This is a genomic window from Mucilaginibacter sp. GW821-FHT07G05 (assembly GCF_059418565.1).
The window spans coordinates 940,530-959,043 of record NZ_JBWKQC010000001.1; the positions used below are offsets into that span (position 1 = coordinate 940,530).

13 protein-coding genes are annotated in these 18,514 nt (G+C 42.8%); 7 read left to right on the forward strand and 6 right to left on the reverse strand.

What is annotated here, in order from left to right; genetic code table 11:
• Positions 1-14 precede the first annotated feature (14 nt).
• Positions 15-2,933: an FAD-binding and (Fe-S)-binding domain-containing protein gene (locus tag AC07NA_RS03845; RefSeq protein ID WP_494895810.1), complete on the forward strand. Its 2,919-nt coding sequence runs from the start codon at positions 15-17 to the stop codon at positions 2,931-2,933.
• Positions 2,934-3,001: 68 nt separating this feature from the next.
• Here the strand turns inward: AC07NA_RS03845 and AC07NA_RS03850 are convergent, their stop codons facing one another.
• Entirely contained in the window at positions 3,002-3,451 is a 450-nt protein-coding gene (locus AC07NA_RS03850) for a hypothetical protein (RefSeq protein WP_494895812.1), read from the reverse strand.
• 299 nt (positions 3,452-3,750) lie between these two features.
• On the opposite strand from AC07NA_RS03850, the gene AC07NA_RS03855 reads away from it, so the two are divergent.
• A complete protein-coding gene (locus tag AC07NA_RS03855; protein WP_494895814.1) occupies positions 3,751-4,134 on the forward strand; it encodes a response regulator in 384 nt (127 codons plus the stop codon).
• Positions 4,135-4,357: 223 nt separating this feature from the next.
• On the forward strand, positions 4,358-5,002 hold the full coding sequence (locus AC07NA_RS03860) for an START domain-containing protein (protein WP_494895816.1): 645 nt from the start codon (positions 4,358-4,360) through the stop codon (positions 5,000-5,002).
• Positions 5,003-5,084: 82 nt separating this feature from the next.
• On the opposite strand, the gene AC07NA_RS03865 is transcribed toward AC07NA_RS03860, so the two are convergent.
• From AC07NA_RS03865 to AC07NA_RS03880, 4 genes are all read right to left on the reverse strand, one after another.
• Positions 5,085-6,179, reverse strand: coding sequence for a phytase (locus AC07NA_RS03865; protein WP_494895818.1), 1,095 nt, complete (start codon positions 6,177-6,179; stop codon positions 5,085-5,087).
• Between the two features lie 69 nt (positions 6,180-6,248).
• Entirely contained in the window at positions 6,249-7,505 is a 1,257-nt protein-coding gene (locus tag AC07NA_RS03870; protein WP_494895820.1) for a right-handed parallel beta-helix repeat-containing protein, read from the reverse strand.
• A gap of 21 nt (positions 7,506-7,526) precedes the next feature.
• Entirely contained in the window at positions 7,527-10,286 is a 2,760-nt protein-coding gene (locus AC07NA_RS03875; RefSeq protein WP_494895822.1) for a TonB-dependent receptor, read from the reverse strand.
• A 254-nt stretch (positions 10,287-10,540) separates the two neighbouring features.
• Positions 10,541-12,184, reverse strand: coding sequence for a tetratricopeptide repeat protein (locus tag AC07NA_RS03880; protein ID WP_494895824.1), 1,644 nt, complete (start codon positions 12,182-12,184; stop codon positions 10,541-10,543).
• Between the two features lie 279 nt (positions 12,185-12,463).
• Here AC07NA_RS03880 and AC07NA_RS03885 point away from each other — a divergent pair, with 279 nt between their 5' ends.
• Positions 12,464-13,753: a DNA polymerase Y family protein gene (locus AC07NA_RS03885; protein WP_494895825.1), complete on the forward strand. Its 1,290-nt coding sequence runs from the start codon at positions 12,464-12,466 to the stop codon at positions 13,751-13,753.
• 4 nt (positions 13,754-13,757) lie between these two features.
• On the opposite strand, the gene AC07NA_RS03890 is transcribed toward AC07NA_RS03885, so the two are convergent.
• Positions 13,758-14,624 carry a fructosamine kinase family protein gene (locus tag AC07NA_RS03890; protein WP_494895827.1) on the reverse strand — a complete coding sequence of 289 codons (867 nt, stop codon included), beginning with the start codon at positions 14,622-14,624 and terminating at the stop codon, positions 13,758-13,760.
• Positions 14,625-14,742: 118 nt separating this feature from the next.
• On the opposite strand from AC07NA_RS03890, the gene lepA reads away from it, so the two are divergent.
• The 3 genes from lepA to AC07NA_RS03905 all read left to right on the forward strand — a co-directional run bounded on the left by lepA (position 14,743) and on the right by AC07NA_RS03905 (position 18,511).
• Positions 14,743-16,530, forward strand: coding sequence for a translation elongation factor 4 (lepA, locus tag AC07NA_RS03895; RefSeq protein ID WP_494895829.1), 1,788 nt, complete (start codon positions 14,743-14,745; stop codon positions 16,528-16,530).
• An 81-nt stretch (positions 16,531-16,611) separates the two neighbouring features.
• On the forward strand, positions 16,612-17,796 hold the full coding sequence (locus tag AC07NA_RS03900) for a hypothetical protein (protein ID WP_494895831.1): 1,185 nt from the start codon (positions 16,612-16,614) through the stop codon (positions 17,794-17,796).
• A gap of 13 nt (positions 17,797-17,809) precedes the next feature.
• Positions 17,810-18,511: a hypothetical protein gene (locus AC07NA_RS03905; RefSeq protein ID WP_494895833.1), complete on the forward strand. Its 702-nt coding sequence runs from the start codon at positions 17,810-17,812 to the stop codon at positions 18,509-18,511.
• Positions 18,512-18,514: the final 3 nt, after the last annotated feature.

Sequence of the window (18,514 nt, forward strand, 5' to 3'; positions counted from 1 at the left end):
GGGGAATTTTTATAATGATAAGCAAGCTACAGCAACTCGCTAAACAACTCGATGGTGACCTGTATACCGATAAGCAGATGCGCATACTGTATGCTACCGATGCATCGGCCTACCGCGAAATGCCATTGGCTGTAGCAATCCCAAAATCAATAGCCGATATTAAAGCGCTCATCGGCTTTGCCAATCAAGAAAAAACATCGCTAATTCCGCGTACGGCCGGTACTTCGCTGGCTGGTCAGGTAGTGGGCAACGGTATTGTGGTTGATGTATCCAAACACTTTAACCGCATTATTGAAGTTAATGCCGACGAAAAATGGGTACGTTTAGAACCCGGCGTGGTACGTGATGAATTGAACTTGTACCTGCAACCGCATGGTTTGTTCTTTAGTCCCGAAACCTCAACAGCCAACCGGGCTATGATTGGTGGTATGGTGGGTAATAATTCCTGCGGATCAAATTCGGTAACCTATGGCAGCACCCGCGAACATTTGCTCGAAATAAAAGCCATATTATCAGATGGATCTGACGCGGTATTTAAGGCGCTCAACTTTGACGATTTTATAGCCAAATGTTCCGGCGAAACACTTGAAGCCCACATATACCGCCAAATAAGAAGCCTGTTAGGTAATTACGAAAATCAGGAAGAGATCCGCCGGGAGTTCCCGAAGAAAAACATTCACCGCCGTAATACTGGTTACGCGGTAGACGCTTTGCTGGATACCTCGCCGTTTACGGCCGATACTGATGATTTCAATTTTTGCAAACTGATAGCGGGTAGTGAAGGTACGCTGGCTTTCATCACCGAAATTAGGCTGAACCTTACCCCTATACCTAAAGGAATAAGTGGCTTGCTCTGTATCCATTTTAACAGTATGGACGACGCGCTGAATGCCAACCTCATCGCGCTGAAACATAAGCCCATTGTAAGCGAGCTGATAGATCATTACATACTCGATTGTACCAACGGCCATATTGAACACGCGCAGAACCGCTTTTTTGTACAAGGCGACCCGGCAGCGGTATTGGTGGTTGAATACTTTGCCGCTGACGAAGCAGGTGTAAAAAGCATTGCTGCCACGGTAGAAACCGAAATGCGTAATTCCGGGCTTGGCTACCACTTCCCGCTATTGTTTGGGGCTGATACCAAAAGGATATGGGCCTTGCGCAAGGCCGGGCTTGGCCTGTTAAGTAATTTACCCGGCGACGAAAAAGCTGTAGCGGTAATTGAAGACACCGCCGTTGACGTGGCCGACCTCCCCGCCTACATTCGCGATTGTGATAAATTGCTGAAAAGCTACGGACTACATACCGTTTTTTATGCTCATGCAGGTTCGGGTGAAATACATTTACGGCCGCTCATCAACCTGAAAACTAAAGAAGGGAACGCGCTTTTCAGACAGGTAGCGCAGGAAATTGCCGCTTTGGTTAAAAGCTACAAAGGTTCTTTAAGCGGCGAACATGGCGATGGCAGGCTTCGAGGTGAGTTTATAGTGCAAATGATAGGCGCGCACAACTACAACCTGCTAAGGGAGATCAAAAATACCTGGGACCCGAACAATATTTTCAATCCCGGCAAAATTGTGGATACCCCGCCCATGAATACCATGCTGCGGTATACACCCGGCCAACAAAATAAAGAGATAAAAACCACCTTCCGCTTTAACGGGCAAAACATATTGCAACATGCCGAGCAATGCAATGGCTCGGGCGATTGCCGTAAAAGTCATTTGGCGGGCGGTACCATGTGCCCCTCGTTTATGGCTACCCATAACGAAAAGGATACCACCCGTGCACGCGCCAACATGCTTAGGGAAATGCTCACGAGGGGCAATCAAAGCAACCCGTTTAACCATCCCGAACTTAAAGAGGTAATGGATCTTTGCTTAAGCTGTAAGGCTTGCAAATCCGAATGCCCATCCAACGTAGATATGGCCAAGTTAAAGGCCGAATTTTTACAGCAATACCATGATGCTAATGGCATTCCGTTTCGTTCCCGTTTAATTGCAGAATTTAACACCATTAACCGTGTAGCCGCTGTAATGCCGGGCTTTTACAATATATTGGTGAACAACAAAGCCACATCTGGCATCATCAAAAAGCTATCAGGCTTCGCGATAGAACGTTCATTGCCAAATCTGCATAAAACGACATTGAGGCACTGGTTTAATCACCGAAAAGCAGAAACTGTAAATGCCCCCATTGGCACCGTATACTTTTTTTGCGATGAGTTTACCAATTATAACGATACCGAAATAGGCAAAAAGGGTGTCCTCTTACTTGAAAAACTTGGCTATCGTGTATTGATGCCTAATCATTTTGAAAGCGGCAGGGCCGCCTTATCAAAAGGGCTGCTACATAAAGCCCGAAAAATAGCCACACAAAACGTACGGCTGTTAAGCGAACTCATTACCAATGACACCCCGCTTATCGGCGTAGAGCCATCGGCCATACTAACTTTCAGGGATGAATACCCTGACCTGGTACCCGACGAACAATTGGACGCCGCCAAACAGCTTTCACGCAATACCTTTTTAATCGACGAGTTTTTAGCCCGCGAAGCTGCGAAAGGCAATATCAAGCCATCGCAGTTTACCGGTGCCTATCAGCAAATAAAACTACATGGGCACTGCCAGCAAAAGGCATGGGCGGCACAGGGTGCTACAGAGAAAATATTATCGCTGCCGCAAAACTACAAGGTAACAACCATTCCGTCAGGCTGCTGCGGAATGGCGGGTTCTTTCGGCTACGAAAAAGAACATTATGACCTATCCATGCAAATTGGCGAACTGGTTTTATTCCCCGCAGTACGCCAGGCCGATGCCGAAACTATTATTGCGGCAACAGGCACCAGTTGCCGTCACCAGATAAAAGACGGCACTAAGGTTACTGCCTTACACCCTGTAGAGATTCTTTATAACGCATTGATAAAATAGCGGCCAACCTTTTCACTTTTAAAGCGCCCCTATTTTATCAATCCGTTACAAAAAACTTTTAAACCCAGTTAATTCTTCAGGAACTTCAAATTAGTCGGCACCGGCCCATCAGCAGGGTAAGTAACAAAATCAACGTTAAGCAGGTTGTCTTTAAGGGTAAACGTGGCCTTATCAAAAAGTATCTGATCAAGCGTAGTGGTTATGCCGGGTTTGTTGGCTTCCTTTACAAACACTTCTTTAATACTAACAATCAATTTATCACCCTCTATTTTGTAAGTGCCGGTTGACGTTGCAGAGAAAAGAGGTGTAACCAGACCTATGTAGTGCATAGTAAAAGCACTGTCATTGCTAAAGAATAGCTCACGGGTATATTCACCGGCCGGCGGCGTTTCGGTCCAGCTGCCTGCCAAAGAAATTTTCTTTTCGAGCTCAACCGAGCGGCCTTTAACACATGCCGTAAATGTAATAGCGCATACCAAAGCGAAAGTAAGTAATTTAGTAAGGGTATTTGTTTTCATATTATAAGGGTTATTTTATAACCATTACGGCTAAGAAAGCAAATTGCAACAGCACAATTACCATTTAACAAAAATTTAATACTTCAATTATTAAATTAACACATAATTAATCAGCAACAGTGAATCAGTCTAACTCTCCTGCTCCTGTCACCACCCGAAAAAATTTCATAGTTTGATAATATTAGTATAACATGCGTACCCCAAATTGCGTTATTGATTTAAACAATGTTTATTATTAACAGCGGCAAAACAAGTAGCAGGATAGCATTGTTATACCATCACCAATTATCCTATTTTTCATGTTACAAAATATATTGATTGTTGACGATCAGCCGGAGATGCTGGAGTTAATGAAAGACATTCTCGAACCGGAAGGTTTCGCGGTTACCACTTTGGTTTATGTTGATGATATTGTGAGCTGCGTAACCCAGCATCAACCCGATTTGGTGATACTCGACCACCTGCTGGCAGGTGTAAATGGTGGCGAATTATGCCGCGAGATCAAGAATCACCCTTTAACCGCCGCATTACCGGTTATCTTACTATCGGGTTTCCCAAGGCTACGTGAGGCCTTTGGCGATTTTGGTTCGGATGCCTTTATAGCCAAGCCTTTCGATATCAACACGCTTATTAATACGGTAAAAAGCTACCTGGCCGATGGCCATATACTTGCCCACGCTTAATAGTTTTCAACTGAAATGGTTATCAGCCAAGGTGTTTTTGCAGCTTGTTTGATAACCATTTTTGTATACTTACTGCTGTATTCTTATCACATTTCCGTTATCTGCTCGCGCCGTAAAAGGCTATAAATAATTATCCTCAAAAGTTTCTGTTTTGTAAAATTAAGCTAAATACCCACTTTGCAGCCTGCATTGCAGTATTTTTGGGCTTTGGATAATTATAAAAATGTACAAAGCATTAGCACTAACCTGCCTTATTCTACTAAAACTTAACTTCGCATCTGCCCAAACAGATTGGCAGTTAAGTACCGAAAAAGAAGGCATTAAGGTATACACCAGCATAGTTCCCGATTCTAAAATAAAAGCCATTAAAGTTGAATGTTCTTTCACCTCCACCGTATCGCAATTTGTGAGCGTGATACTGGATGTCAAAAACGCCGCCGAATGGGTTTATCATACCAAATCATGTTCGTTGGTTAAACAGGTTTCCCCTTCCGAGTTATATTATTACTCGGAGATCAGCCTGCCCTGGCCTGCCGAGAACCGCGATTTTGTGGCTCACTTAACCGTAACGCAAAACGAAGAAACCAAGGTGACCACTATTGATGGTCCATCAGTAAGCGGTTTTGTTCCGGTTAAAGATGGTATTGTAAGGATAGATCACTCCAAAGGAAAATGGATGATTACCCCGCTAAAAAACGGACAGATAAAGGTAGAATACAGCCTGCATGTTGACCCGGGAGGTGCCTTGCCTGCCTGGCTGGTAAACATGTTCGCTACCGATGGGCCGATGAAGATATTCAGGAACCTGAAGATCCAACTGCAAAAACCCGCTTACAAAAACGCAGATTTAGCTTTCATCAAAAATTAAATTTCTCCCCACATAAAAAAGATCCGGTACATGCGTTTTGCACATACCGGATCTTTTATTTAGAAGAAGAATGGAAAAGCTTTTATTTCACTTTCAGTTCCTTACCTGCAATGTCTTCCCAACGATAGTAATGGAAAGTTTTATCATCGCTCATCACCACAAATAAGCCATGCTTAAAGGTGCTGTTTAGCGGTGTGGTAGTTACATCAGAACCATCGCTTTGGGTAGCCGTAACATTGGCTATTTTCAATAACTGATGTTTAAACGGCTCGGTTTTAGTACCCTCCCGGCTAAAGATCTGGAAACGGTTAGCTCCCTGGTCTGACACCAGAATATAACCTGTAGTATCAGTCAGTTTATAAATAGAGATACCTTCATGGTCAACCGCGAAACCGGTAGTGCCAAATATGGCCAGTTCCTTATCCCCTTTTTCGGGGTCGGCATAATATTGGCGTACACCTGTTTGCTCATCAGAATAGTATACGTAGCCCAGTTCGTTATCAACAGCTATCGATTCTATTTCCTTTTTGCCGCTATACTTACCAAACTTCCGTACCAGCGTAGCTTTTACCTGGCCGGTGCCATCATCCTGCAACAAATACTGCCACAGGTAACCACCTGTAAGCGGCCCGTTTTTGCGGCCAACAATGGCGTACATCTTTTTATCTTTCGCGGTGTAAATGGCAATACCCATCAGGTCGCGGTATTCGTTACCTGTTTCGCCCACAAATACATCTATTCCGCCGTTGTCAACGGGTTTCATATCCGGTAACGAAAATATACGCAATTTGTGCGTTATGCGCTCGGTTGTAATGGCAATATCGGTTGGCTTACCATTTAACATCAGGCCGTAAGCCAAATCGACATTATTAGGGCGTTGCAAGCCTTTTACAACCTTATCCTTTACAATCTTACCATTCAGGTCGAACACATATAAGGCACCGTTAGCGTCTTTATCCGTGCCTATCACGAGGCTCTTTGCCGGATCTGCCGGGTTAATCCATATTGCAGGATCATCAGTATCAAATTGTACAGGCTCGGTAATCACAGCAGGTTTTATCTGCTGTGATGTATCGGCTACACCGGCAACTGTTTTACCTGCCGGGTTTTGACCGCATGCTGTTACGAATAAGCCCAGGGCAAGCGGCGCGAAAGTATATTTACTTAGTTTATTCATTATTAAAAACGCCCTTTTTTTTCAACTACGGTTAAAGGGACCCGCATTACTGAAAACAATTAAAACCAATTAGTTAAGACCAAACGCGCCAATATAGCTGGCCGGTGCAGGTGATACATAAGTGATACCATTAACCAAGATACCGGCAGCATGGTGACGGGTAAAATCTGTTTTACCTTTGCCTAATGCAGGTGAACCAGTTTGCAAGTGGAAATCCCAACTGGTATCAAATGATGGACTCAGCTCTGAATTTGACAATGGATAGTTCACAAACTTCGGATCGTTCTGGCCCGCGCTTGTACCTCTTATTTCGTTAGTGCCACCCAATATATCTGCCGAAACCTGGAACTGGTTTACCGTAGTTTGATCGAAACCATAGTACAGGTTATTGCTAACTACAGAGCGTGAATCTTCAGGCTTTTTGGTATCTCTTTTTATACCGAAACGGGTATTGGCAAACAGGTTGTTATACAGGTCGGCATGTACTGTAGCCTCTACCCATATAGAACCACCTTTAGCCGATGGTCTTCTCCAACCAGTGTTTACCATGGTGTTGTTGTAAGCAATAATATAGGCCTGCGGGGTACGGTCGCCTGAGTTTGATAATTTAAGCGCGTTGGTATTGGCGCTGTATACCAGGTTAAAGCCAACATCGGCCAAACAGCCCGATTTAAAGTTCATGGCTTCGCCGCCGGTTACACCTGTAGTGTAAAAAGTGTTGTTAGCGAAGATGATCTTACCACCTTCTATATAAGTACAATCTTCCTGAAAGTTCCTAATTGTGCTGTTAACCACAATCAGTTTACCGTTTACGTTTGAAAACCAAAGCGCAGGCAGGTTTTCACCGGCTACTGCTTTGTATAAACCCAGTTTCACTGATAGTGAACCATCAGATGTGGTTGAACCGCCGTATTCTAATATGGTATGATCAAGCACCAGTTCGGCACAGGTTGGCGCTGCAAGGATACCACCCCACATTTTACCGAATTTTTTAGCTTCGGTTTTGTAGAAATCGTTTACGGTAAATTTTACCGGGTTTTCGGCAGTACCCAATGAGTACAGGTTACCTTTTACAATAAACTCCGGTTTGGCAACTGTATCCATCAATACGGTTACGCCCTCTTCAATGGTTAATGATTTTCCTTCGGGGATAATTACATCGCCCTCAATTACGTGCGTGCTACCTTTTGCCCACACACCTGATATTTCACCTGTAGCCTTACCGTCATTCGAACTGGTATCTACATCTATATTTGCTTTTTCGCAACCGGTAATTGTTACAGCCAATAATGCTATCGCTGTAAAAAATTGTTTGAAGTTTGCCATGCTGATAATGTTTTTACTTATTTAAAATTTGTATCGTACACCTAAAAGGTAAGTTTGTTTGTAGTAGTCGCTGCGGATAAGGGTATGACCGTTTGATTCATCGGCTATGCCGGCGTTAGCGGCATTGGTGCCTTTTATGTATAATTTGCTTGGGGTGTTAAGCAGGTTACCAGCTTTAGCGAAAATGCTTATACCGCTTTTGAATCTTTTTTCGGCCGAAGCATCCATCTGGATGAAGCCTTGCTGCCACAGGTCGTTATCAAGGAATTGCGATACAGTATTAATACGCGGACCTGTGTACGCACCTGCCAGCTGAACATCCCAGCCTCTTTTAACGTTTTTGTACAGTAACGAAACGTTAGCAATATGCTCCGACTGACCATAAAGAGGCCTTGTTTGCTTTACTGATATTTTATGCGGATCGCCATCGTCGCCAATTATACGTGTATCTTTTGGTGTGGTGATGCGCGAATGCGTGTAGGTATAATTTGCCCTTACACCGAACGAATTAAAGAATTTAACGAAATCCAACTCTAAACCATAGTTATGCGCTGTACCAAAGTTACCCGGGCTATAATATGTATCCTGACCGCGTGTTGCATCAGCCTGGAAAATATATTCGATAGGGTTATTGATCGTTTTGTAGAACGCGCCCGCCAGTAATTGGGTGCTTGCATTAGGGAACAACTCGTAACGCAAGTCGAAGTTATCGGCAATGGCACGTTTCAAGTCAGGGTTACCACGTTCCTGGTATTCTTCGTTAACCACCTTGCTTGGTACAATTTCGTAAAAGCCTGGGCGGTTAAGTGAGCGGAAGTATGAACCATGTAATTGTGAATTCTCTGTTAAAAAGTATTTCAGTGTTAAACTTGGCAATACATCGGTATAAACTTGTTTACCGGTTGGACGTGGTTCGCCTTGCGGAAACAGCAAATTATATCCCTGATTGGTATGCTCTACACGGGCACCACCAATAACCTGTATTTTTTCGGTTTTAAATTTAAACATACCATAACCCGCGCTGATCTTTTCAGATGCATCATAAGTTAAAGGGTTGTTTACCGCGCCTTGCTGATTATTAACGCTAAAATTAAGTTGGGTAAAGTCAGTATAATCGGTACCATACACTAATGATGGATCAGCTGCCGCAAGCGAGTAGTTATTATAGAAACTGCTGCGTTGTTTATCGCGGTATAAACCACCTGCCATGAAATCAACGTTTACACCTGCAACCGGCGCAGTATAAGTAAGATCAAGGTAGCCTGCTTTATCCTCGTCGGTATTACGTTCCCAGCGGTGAGTAAGCGCGGTACCGTTGGCAAGCAGCGTACGCCTGTTTACGTAGTTTTCCTGCACACCGTTAAGGCTGATGGTTGTATTATCGGGCACATCGTTTTCGGCTGATGAATATACGCCCGACCATTGAATCTTAAGCTTATCATTAAGCAACAAGTGATCGCCACGAAGCATGCCATTGTATATTTGTTGTTTTGTTAAACGGCTGCGGGTTGAGTAAGTTAATTTAGCACTACCTATTTCCGGATGGTATTCACTCGAAAAATCTGTAGTAAACTCATCACGCACCTGTATATTATCTAACTTAACGTATGTATTGAATAAGCTTAGTTTGTTACGGTTATCAATCACGTAATCTACTTTCGAGAATAAGCCGTAACGTTTTTGTTGTTCCGAATATTCCCTATCGCTTCTGCTGGTGACAGAAGCAAATTTATCAGTATTAACTACCGCCGAATTGAAGAAAGTACTGTTGCTACCTCTATAGGTATTTTGATAACTACCGGCAACCAATACACCTAATTTATTATCCAGGAAACGCTGGCCTAAAGTTAAACTTCCTACTACGTTAGGTGCAGGGTTTTTACGGCTGTAATCGAGCGTACCTTTAGGGAAATCACTTTGTGTAGCGTTGTAGCTTTTGCCGTTTAACTCGTATGGCGATTTATGGCTGATGCTACCATAATCGTAGCTCATAAATTTACGGTCGAAAAATAACTGGCTGTAACCACCGGCAATGTTAGCGTTAACGGTTAAACGCTGAGGAGCATCTTTCATCACCATGTTTACCGCGCCGCCAACCGCGTCGCCTTCAAGGTTCGGGGTAAGGGTTTTGTATACTTCCAGCCTTTCCAAAAGATCGGAAGGGAAGATATCCAGAGGTACGTAACGGTATTTGTTATCCGGACTTGGTATTTTAACGCCGTTCACCAGGGTATAGTTGTAGCGTTTATCCATACCACGTAATATGGCGTATTGCCCGTCGCCATTGCTGTTACGCTCCACCGATACGCCTGATACACGTGAGATAACGTTAGCCACAGTAAGGTCGGGAGATACCTCGATGGTTTTACCTGATACCACATTCATTACCTGTATTGATTGCTGTTCAAGGCGACGTGCCTCCCTATCGGTTGAGCCATCCCTTTTTGATACTACGGAAACTTCCTGCAAATCTTTACCGGCTTCTTCCATGTATATTTTAACATGCGGGTTATCTTCTTTTTGTATAACTACCTGTTGGGTAACCGTGCGGTATGATACATAAGATACTTTCAGGGTAAATTCGCCTTTTGGAACATCTTTCAGTTCGAAAGATCCGTCGAGCCCGGTTGAAGCCGACCTGTTGGCGTTTTCCAGTACCACGGTAGCGCCAACTAATGGCTCGCCTGTTTTCTGATCGTACACATGGCCTTTCAGTTTTGTAGCGTTTGCGGCCGTTACAAATAAAACCATGTATAACAAGGTTTGTAAAATTTTATTCATTGTTGAAATGATTAATAAAAATTGCTGTTTCGTTTTTGATGGCGCAAAGGTTAGCAACACAAAATGGCTACCGAAATTTTAAGCGTTACAAAAAGGAAACACCGTTACATACACCGTATACACAACGTCAACACATTTTTATAAATAACTGATTATCAATTATATTTATAATAAAATTAACGCCATTACCATTTCATTACCGTTACATTAAGCAATTGTTAACTACTATTTTATCGGCAAAACCGGCCCAATATTTATAGTGCCTGAATAAATGTGGAAAGGTTTTCTCCCTGGTGAATATTTAGCTTTTTACGCAGGCGATAACGGGATACCCGCAAGCTATCCATTGATATGCCCAGCAAACCGGCAATATCCTTTGATTCCATATTTACCTTGATGAGCGCTATCAAACGGATATCGGTTGAGGTAAGATCATTGCTATAATTTTTAAGCTTATCAAAAAATTGCTGGTGCACCTGCTCAAAGGCGGTGGTAAATTCTTTCCAGTGTTGCTCGTGGTTAAAGCTTTGGTTTATCTGGTAAATGATCTGCTGCATTTGTTTCTTTTGGTCGCGCTTATCCTCCTTCACCATTTCCTGTAAGGTATTACGCATTTGTTCCAGCAGCTGATTGTTCTTTATCAAATTGAGGGTATGCCCCGATAGTTCCTTGCTTTTTACTTCGAGCTGCTGCTTCAGACTATCTTCTTCCAGCTGTTTATTCTTTAGTTCGAGCTGCATCAGTTCATTCTGGGCTTCAAAAATAGACCTGTTTTGATCGGCCAATACCCGCTGGTCGCGTAGTTTAAGTCGTTGGCGACTGAATATTACAAAAGCCAGCACTACTATGAGTAACACGATAATACTGCCCCCTATCCCCAAAATGCGGTTGATCTTACGGATACTGTTGAGGCGGGCTATCTCGTCGCTTTTTTTATCCATATCATACAGCACCTGTAAAAAAGCGGTTTGATTGAGGCTTTCCTTCGAGTATACATCTAACGAGTAACGGCGGCTGAGTTCCACATAATGGTACGCGCTATCCAGTTGATGCAATAATTGATAAGCTTTGCCCAGATCACGGCACGAGGACGCTAATTGGTAAAGGTTATTGGTTTCGCGGGCCATGGCCAATGCCTGGCGTGATAGCACGAGGCTTTCTTTATATCGCCCGGTTTTACGCAATACATCACCGAGGTTATTGATTACTTCGATGCTGTTTAAGCGATTATTATCCTCCTTATATAATTGCAGCGATTTATTGAAGCAATAGTATGATGAATCGTATTTGGCCAAATCCTCATAAATACTGCCCAGGTTTTCGTAGATCTTGGCTGTACCGCTTTTATTGTTTATTTTATCATACTGCTGTAAAGCGATGTGCTGGTAATAAAAGGCGCTGTCATACTGTCGGCGCTTTTCATAGAAATGGCCTATCTGCCCGTAAATTTCAGCCTTGCCTGCAATGTTTCCTTTTTGCTCGTACAGGGCAAGCGCCTTGCTATACATCTCACGCGATTTATCGGCCTGTTTGTTATAATAATACAGGTTACCCATTTCGCTCAGGTTTTCGGCGAGCAGATCTTTATTATTCTCTTTTACAAAAATGCTGTCGGCACGCAGGTAAAACTCCAGTGCCTGTGCATAGTGGCCCTGGTTAAAACAGATCTGCCCCATTTGCTGCAAACTGGTGCCCTCAACAATGGGTTTATCATCTTTTTGTGCCTGCGCGTGTATCTTTCTTAGTTCTATCAGCGCTTCGTCGGGGTGTTGCTGACTTAGCGTGCGTACCTGCTGAAACTCCTGCTTGTCATTTACCTGGCCAAGTGCTGTAAAACACGTAGCCAAAAATACAAACAGTATTAAAAAAGGCCCTAACCTTAAAACCTTACGGATCATATTTTTTCTGATGCAATAATTGTGATAACAGCATGTTAAGCGCGGTAACGCACCTACCTATCAAACTGCATACAAATGAAATATTTTAATATGATGTTAATGTTAAGTTATCATTCCATGTTAACAGATGTGATAAAAAAGACTCGGCTGGTCTTAAATTTTGTTTGAGAACCTGTAATGATCAGGATAGTGGGCCACTCTCAAGCTATTGAAACTAATTAGTAAAAAACTTATCCACAACACACATTAAATACTAATATTTTTAGCAATTTTGTTTTTGTGAATCAAAACTCCGTAAATAAAAAAACCGAACCACGGGTACTGTTTGTTGATATGAACAGCTTTTTTGCCCGTTGCGAGCAGCAGGTAAATTACTGGCTGCGGGGCCGGCCTTGCGGGGTTTGTGTGTACACGGGTAAGTTTGGCTGCGTAATTTCATTATCTACCGAAGCCAAAGAACGTGGCTTAAAGGCGGGCATGCGCCTGAATGATGTAATAGAGCAATGCCCCGATTTTATCCCGATTGAAAGTAACCCGGAGCGTTACCGCGAATACCATAAAAGGATAATCAACGTAATTAAGCAGTATTGTAACGATGTGGTACCTAAAAGTATTGACGAAGCGATCATTAACCTCACCAATTATCCTTATGCCGATCCCTTTACGGTGGCCAAGAACATACAACGCGATATTTTACAAAAGGTGGGCGACTGGCTTACCTGTTCTATCGGTATGGCGCCTAATGCCTTTTTGGCCAAACTGGGTTCGGTTTATGGTAAAAAGCGCGGCGGATTAATTATGATCACCGAGCAGAACATTGATGATATATTGAAGACACTGCGGCTTGGCGATCTGCCGGGAATAGGATCGAACATGTCGTATAGGTTGGAACGCAACGGGATTACCACCCCGCTGGAAATGCGGTATGCCACTCCTCAAAAACTGAAGGCTATATTTAAAAGTATAGAGGGCGTTTACTGGCATTACCGGCTCAACTTTATTGAAACCAATATTGTAGCGCACGATTACCGCGGTATGCAGGCTATGCGGCAGATCTCGGCTGAAAAACGCAAGAATATTGACTATATAGATCAACTATTCATGACGCTATGCCTCACCCTCGAAAAGCGGATGGTACACCATAAGTTCTACTGTAAATCAATAGGTTTTACTGCCCGGTACGAGGATAATACCCGCTGGGACGATGCCTTTACCATCAGTACCCCGGTGCAGGATGCCGTAAGCCTGATGCGCATGATCCGTATCCGGATTGATAAATTTGAAGAAGCCACGGGTTCGGCTCCCGTAATGAATACCCAAATTACCCAAATGCGGGTGGCCGTAACCAACTTTATTGGCAACGGCGATAAAATGTACAGCCTGTTTGAAGACATGGACCGCAAGGAAACCGCCCTTAAAGCCATGCATGCCATAAAAGGCAAGTTCGGCAGCGAAAAACTGGTACGCGCCGTTGAACTAACCGATGGTAAAGTGATAAAAGATGTTATTGGCTTTGGTTCAGTAAAAGACCTGACGGATCAGGATTATATGATTACTGATAAACAGTAACGCGTTACACAAACTGCCTTAAAGCATCGCGTGTTTGACCTACATAACTACCGCCGAATATATTTACGTGTACCAGCAACGGGTATAAATTCCAAAGATTGATGCGTTGCTGCCAGTTTTTGGCCAGCGGATAGGCTTCGTTATAACCTATATAAAACTCGTTGGCAAAACCGCCGAATAAGGTGGTCATGGCTATATCGAATTCACGATGCCCGTAGCTCACGGCCGGGTCAATCAGGTAGGGTTTATTATTGGCACCTATAATATAATTGCCGCCCCAAAGATCACCGTGAATAAGCGCGGGCGGTTCTTCGTCGAACAGTTCTGGCAGGTGTTTATATAGCGTGTCGAAGTGTGCAACATCTGCTTGATCGAGCATTTGTAAATCAACTCCCAGTTTTACCATGGGTATCAGTCGTTCATTAACAAAAAAATCGCCCCAGGTATTGTGTTGCTTGTTCGATTGATTTAGTGAGCCCATGTAGTTATCATGATCGAGCCCGAACGAGCGTGAGCTATACCGGTGCATGGCAGCCAGTTGTGTCCCCAATAATTGCGAAGTGTTCTTATCCGGTCGTTTGGTATCTATCCATTCCAATAATAAAAAGTAATCGCTGTCGGTTTCATCCTGCAAAATAACTTCCGGGGTGGCAATAGTTTGGGTATCTGCTATCAGGTGCAATCCTCTTGCTTCTGCTTCAAACATTCCCTTAAAGCGGGGCTTACTGTTCGTTTTTACAAAGTATCTTCCTTTATCGGTAAGCAGGCTATACGTGCTGTTTATACTGCCGCCGCCTACAGGTTCAAACCCTTTAAATTTCACGGCGAGCCGCTCTTCTACTATTTTTACTAAAGCACGCGATATTGGCATCGTTTATAAATATTAACCTTAAAATATCATCAGATATTATTACCGGCAATCAACTAAAAATACTTTAAAAAACAGCATACCGAAATATCCGGTTAAAAAGTTATTTTTGCGGTTCTGTATGGAGCACATTCGTAACTTTTGTATTATAGCACACATTGACCACGGTAAGAGTACACTTGCTGATAGGTTGCTTGAATATACTAACACTATTACCCAACGCGAGTCGCAGGCACAATTGCTTGACGATATGGATCTTGAACGCGAACGCGGTATCACCATTAAAAGCCACGCCATTCAAATGGATTACGTGCTTAATGGTCAAAAATATGTACTGAACCTTATTGATACTCCGGGCCACGTGGATTTCTCGTACGAGGTTTCGCGCTCAATTGCAGCCTGCGAAGGCGCGCTGCTGATTGTTGATGCCGCCCAGGGTATACAGGCGCAAACAATATCAAACCTTTACCTGGCGCTTGAAAACGACCTGGAGATCATCCCGATATTAAACAAAATGGACCTGCCCGGCGCTATGCCCGAGGAAGTTAAAGACCAGATTGTTGAACTGATAGGTTGCAAACGTGAGGAGATCATCGCCGCTTCGGGTAAAACCGGTATGGGTGTGCATGATATACTGGAGGCTATTGTTGCCCGTGTGCCAGCCCCGGTAGGCGATCCAAATGCGCCATTGCAGGCGTTGATCTTCGACTCTGTTTTCAACTCGTTCCGTGGTATTATCGCTTACTTTAAAGTAATAAACGGCGAAATACGCAAAGGCGAAAAGGTAAAGTTTGTGGCTACCGAAAAGCAATATCTTGCTGATGAAGTGGGTACATTGAAGCTACGCCCGTTTGCTAAAGATGTTATAAAAACCGGTGATGTAGGTTACATCATTTCGGGTATAAAAGAATCAAAAGAGGTAAAGGTGGGTGACACCATTACTCACGTTGACCGCCCTTGTGCCGAAGGTATACAAGGTTTTGAGGAAGTAAAACCGATGGTATTCGCGGGTATTTACCCGGTTGATACCGAGGATTACGAGGAACTGCGCGAATCAATGGCCAAGCTGCAACTGAACGATGCATCACTGGTTTTTGAACCGGAATCATCGGCTGCATTAGGCTTCGGTTTCCGTTGCGGTTTCCTGGGCATGCTGCACATGGAGATTATCCAGGAGCGTTTAGAGCGTGAGTTCGATATGACGGTAATCACTACCGTACCCAACGTATCGTACATCGCCTACACTACCAAGGGTGAGAGCATGATCGTTAATAACCCGTCGGATTTACCAGACCCAAGTAAGATTGATTTTGTTGAAGAGCCTTACATCAAGGCTACCATCATCACCAAATCCGACTTTGTTGGCCCGGTAATGTCGTTGTGTATTCAAAAGCGAGGCACTATCACTAACCAGTCGTATTTAACGTCTGATCGTGTGGAACTTACCTTTGAGTTGCCAATGGGCGAAATCGTGTTCGACTTTTACGATAAACTGAAAACTATATCAAAGGGTTACGCCTCGTTTGATTATCACCAGATAGGTTACCGCCAGTCGGACCTGGTACGTTTGGATATCAAACTGAATTCGGAACCGGTGGACGCATTGTCGTCGTTGATCTTCCGTGGTAACTCTTATGATTTTGGTAAAAAGATCTGCGAAAAACTGAAAGAGCTATTGCCCCGTCAGCAATTCGAGATCATTATACAGGCATCTATCGGTGCCAAAATTATCGCCCGCGAAACCGTAAAAGCCTTACGTAAAGACGTTACAGCCAAATGTTATGGTGGTGATATATCGCGTAAGCGTAAACTGTTAGAGAAACAGAAAAAAGGTAAAAAACGCATGCGCCAGGTAGGTAACGTAGAGATACCTCAATCGGCATTTATGGCGGTATTGAAACTGGATTAAATTTTTATTAAAATGTTGAGGTGCCGCTTGGTGCCTCAACATTTTAATTTACACCTAACCTTAACCCTAAATGCATATTAAATGAAACAATACCTTACCTTATTCCTCATCATTTCACTATTTATTTGCTGCAAAAAAAACGGAAGCGATGACAGCAGTAAAAGAGAGCTTAAGCTTGCTAAAGTATTAGATAAACAATATAATATAGGCGGATATAACACTTACGCGAACGACTTTGTTGAACTAAGCGATGGTTCGATAATGATATTAGCATCAACAAAAGATGAAGGTTCTGACAGATCAAAGTTATCACTTATTAAAGTTAACGCCGCAGGAGATGTATTATGGAGAAAACGGCTATTAAGTGGTGATTACTTATTTGATGATCAATTTTATCCATATGTGTTAGGGGCGATAGTAAAAGATAAGAACGATAACGTGATCATAAGTTCAGGCACATCTGAAGCTGTTGATTATGTATTTAAAGCTACAAAAGACGGTGATGTGCTATGGAAAAGAAATATTGGAAGCATTTCGCACGAAGGCGCTTACGGTGGTGGCAACTGTGTTGTTAATGATGCAGGCGATATCACACTGCTTATTAATCCTAACGAAGGTTCGCAGGCTAATTGTACATTGGTTTTCATAAGCTCTGATAATTCTACGTTTAACACTAAGCCAATAGCTGACGTGGTTTATGCCGGCGAACTAAAAATAACTTCAGACAATAACCTTATAATAGCTGGTGTAAAGTTTGATAAAAACCGCAATACTAAAATTTGTTTGTTGAAATTAACGCCAAATGGCCAACAAATTTGGAGAAAGGACATAACAGAAACCCAAGGATATCAGCACACGCACAGCATTGTTGAATTTAACAACAATTTTTATTTAACAGGGCATGCAACCAGTACTTATTATAGAGATTTTCTTTTTGATAAATTTACATTGGATGGTAATTTAATAACTACCAAAAGTTTCGGAAGAGATTATAATGATGTTGGAATAGTAATAGAAGCATTACAACCTAATTATTTGGTTATAGGAGGTTACAGTGTTCCTGAGATAAGCACGATAGATGGAGGCGAATTGTTTTTAAGTATTTTAGATACTGATGGCAACGTATTAAAGCAAGAAAATTTAGGAGGCAATGGAAGAATAACATCCATTAAAAAATCTGCTAACAACACATTTTATGTTTTGGGTAGTTTATATCCTTATAGTGATCGAGGCTTAAATGTAAAACTGTTAAAATATTCTTATTAATATATCTGTATATATGAGTTTAAAACCTTCGCATATACTATCTATCGTTTTAATCATCCTGCTATCGGCATGCAAAAGCAGCACCCCAATAGCTACCGTTTTAAAAACGGATTACTACATGGTGGCTGTTGATGATACTAAAATGTTCAGGCAGAGCAAGGATACGCTGTTGCTTTACAAGGTTTCACCAGATTATAAAACCAACTTTAAGCAGTCGCCGGGGCATTATAAAATATTAAGTACCGAGCAACGGAACAGCTACACTATTCTGAAACTCGAAGCGCTGGATTCTATCCCGCTTACTACAGATCCGCACCCGGCCAAAAGGTATTCGGTTTTGATATTTAAAGATATTAACGATAAAACAGCCGGTCAGTTATGGTTACCTAAAGGGATCAGCAAAGAACAACTGGATAACATCAAAGTTCCGGATGACTTGTCGAACAAATTCTTCGGCACTTTGGTTACCAATGAGCAACTTACCACGCTGGCTAAACTAAAGCCGTTACAAACCCGCAAAGATGCCGAAGCGATCATCGATCCGCTAAAGAAAAACAAATACAAAACATTGATAGATCAATACGAGGCCACTAAATTGAACGATATGTATGGCGCGGCTGTACGTGCCGAATTGACTTACAGGGCCAGTGTTGATAATGGCTTCAACCCTATCGGCGCGAGCCACAAAATAGATTCTTTACTTAAAGCGTTTTAAAAG

Coding starts and splice junctions, on each gene's coding strand:
- AC07NA_RS03845 (WP_494895810.1), top strand. CDS start 15: ATGATAAGCAAGCTACAGCAACTCGCTAAACAACTCGATGGTGACCTG.
- AC07NA_RS03850 (WP_494895812.1), bottom strand. CDS start 3,451: ATGAAAACAAATACCCTTACTAAATTACTTACTTTCGCTTTGGTATGC.
- AC07NA_RS03855 (WP_494895814.1), top strand. CDS start 3,751: ATGTTACAAAATATATTGATTGTTGACGATCAGCCGGAGATGCTGGAG.
- AC07NA_RS03860 (WP_494895816.1), top strand. CDS start 4,358: ATGTACAAAGCATTAGCACTAACCTGCCTTATTCTACTAAAACTTAAC.
- AC07NA_RS03865 (WP_494895818.1), bottom strand. CDS start 6,179: ATGAATAAACTAAGTAAATATACTTTCGCGCCGCTTGCCCTGGGCTTA.
- AC07NA_RS03870 (WP_494895820.1), bottom strand. CDS start 7,505: ATGGCAAACTTCAAACAATTTTTTACAGCGATAGCATTATTGGCTGTA.
- AC07NA_RS03875 (WP_494895822.1), bottom strand. CDS start 10,286: ATGAATAAAATTTTACAAACCTTGTTATACATGGTTTTATTTGTAACG.
- AC07NA_RS03880 (WP_494895824.1), bottom strand. CDS start 12,184: ATGATCCGTAAGGTTTTAAGGTTAGGGCCTTTTTTAATACTGTTTGTA.
- AC07NA_RS03890 (WP_494895827.1), bottom strand. CDS start 14,624: ATGCCAATATCGCGTGCTTTAGTAAAAATAGTAGAAGAGCGGCTCGCC.
- lepA (WP_494895829.1), top strand. CDS start 14,743: ATGGAGCACATTCGTAACTTTTGTATTATAGCACACATTGACCACGGT.
- AC07NA_RS03900 (WP_494895831.1), top strand. CDS start 16,612: ATGAAACAATACCTTACCTTATTCCTCATCATTTCACTATTTATTTGC.
- AC07NA_RS03905 (WP_494895833.1), top strand. CDS start 17,810: ATGAGTTTAAAACCTTCGCATATACTATCTATCGTTTTAATCATCCTG.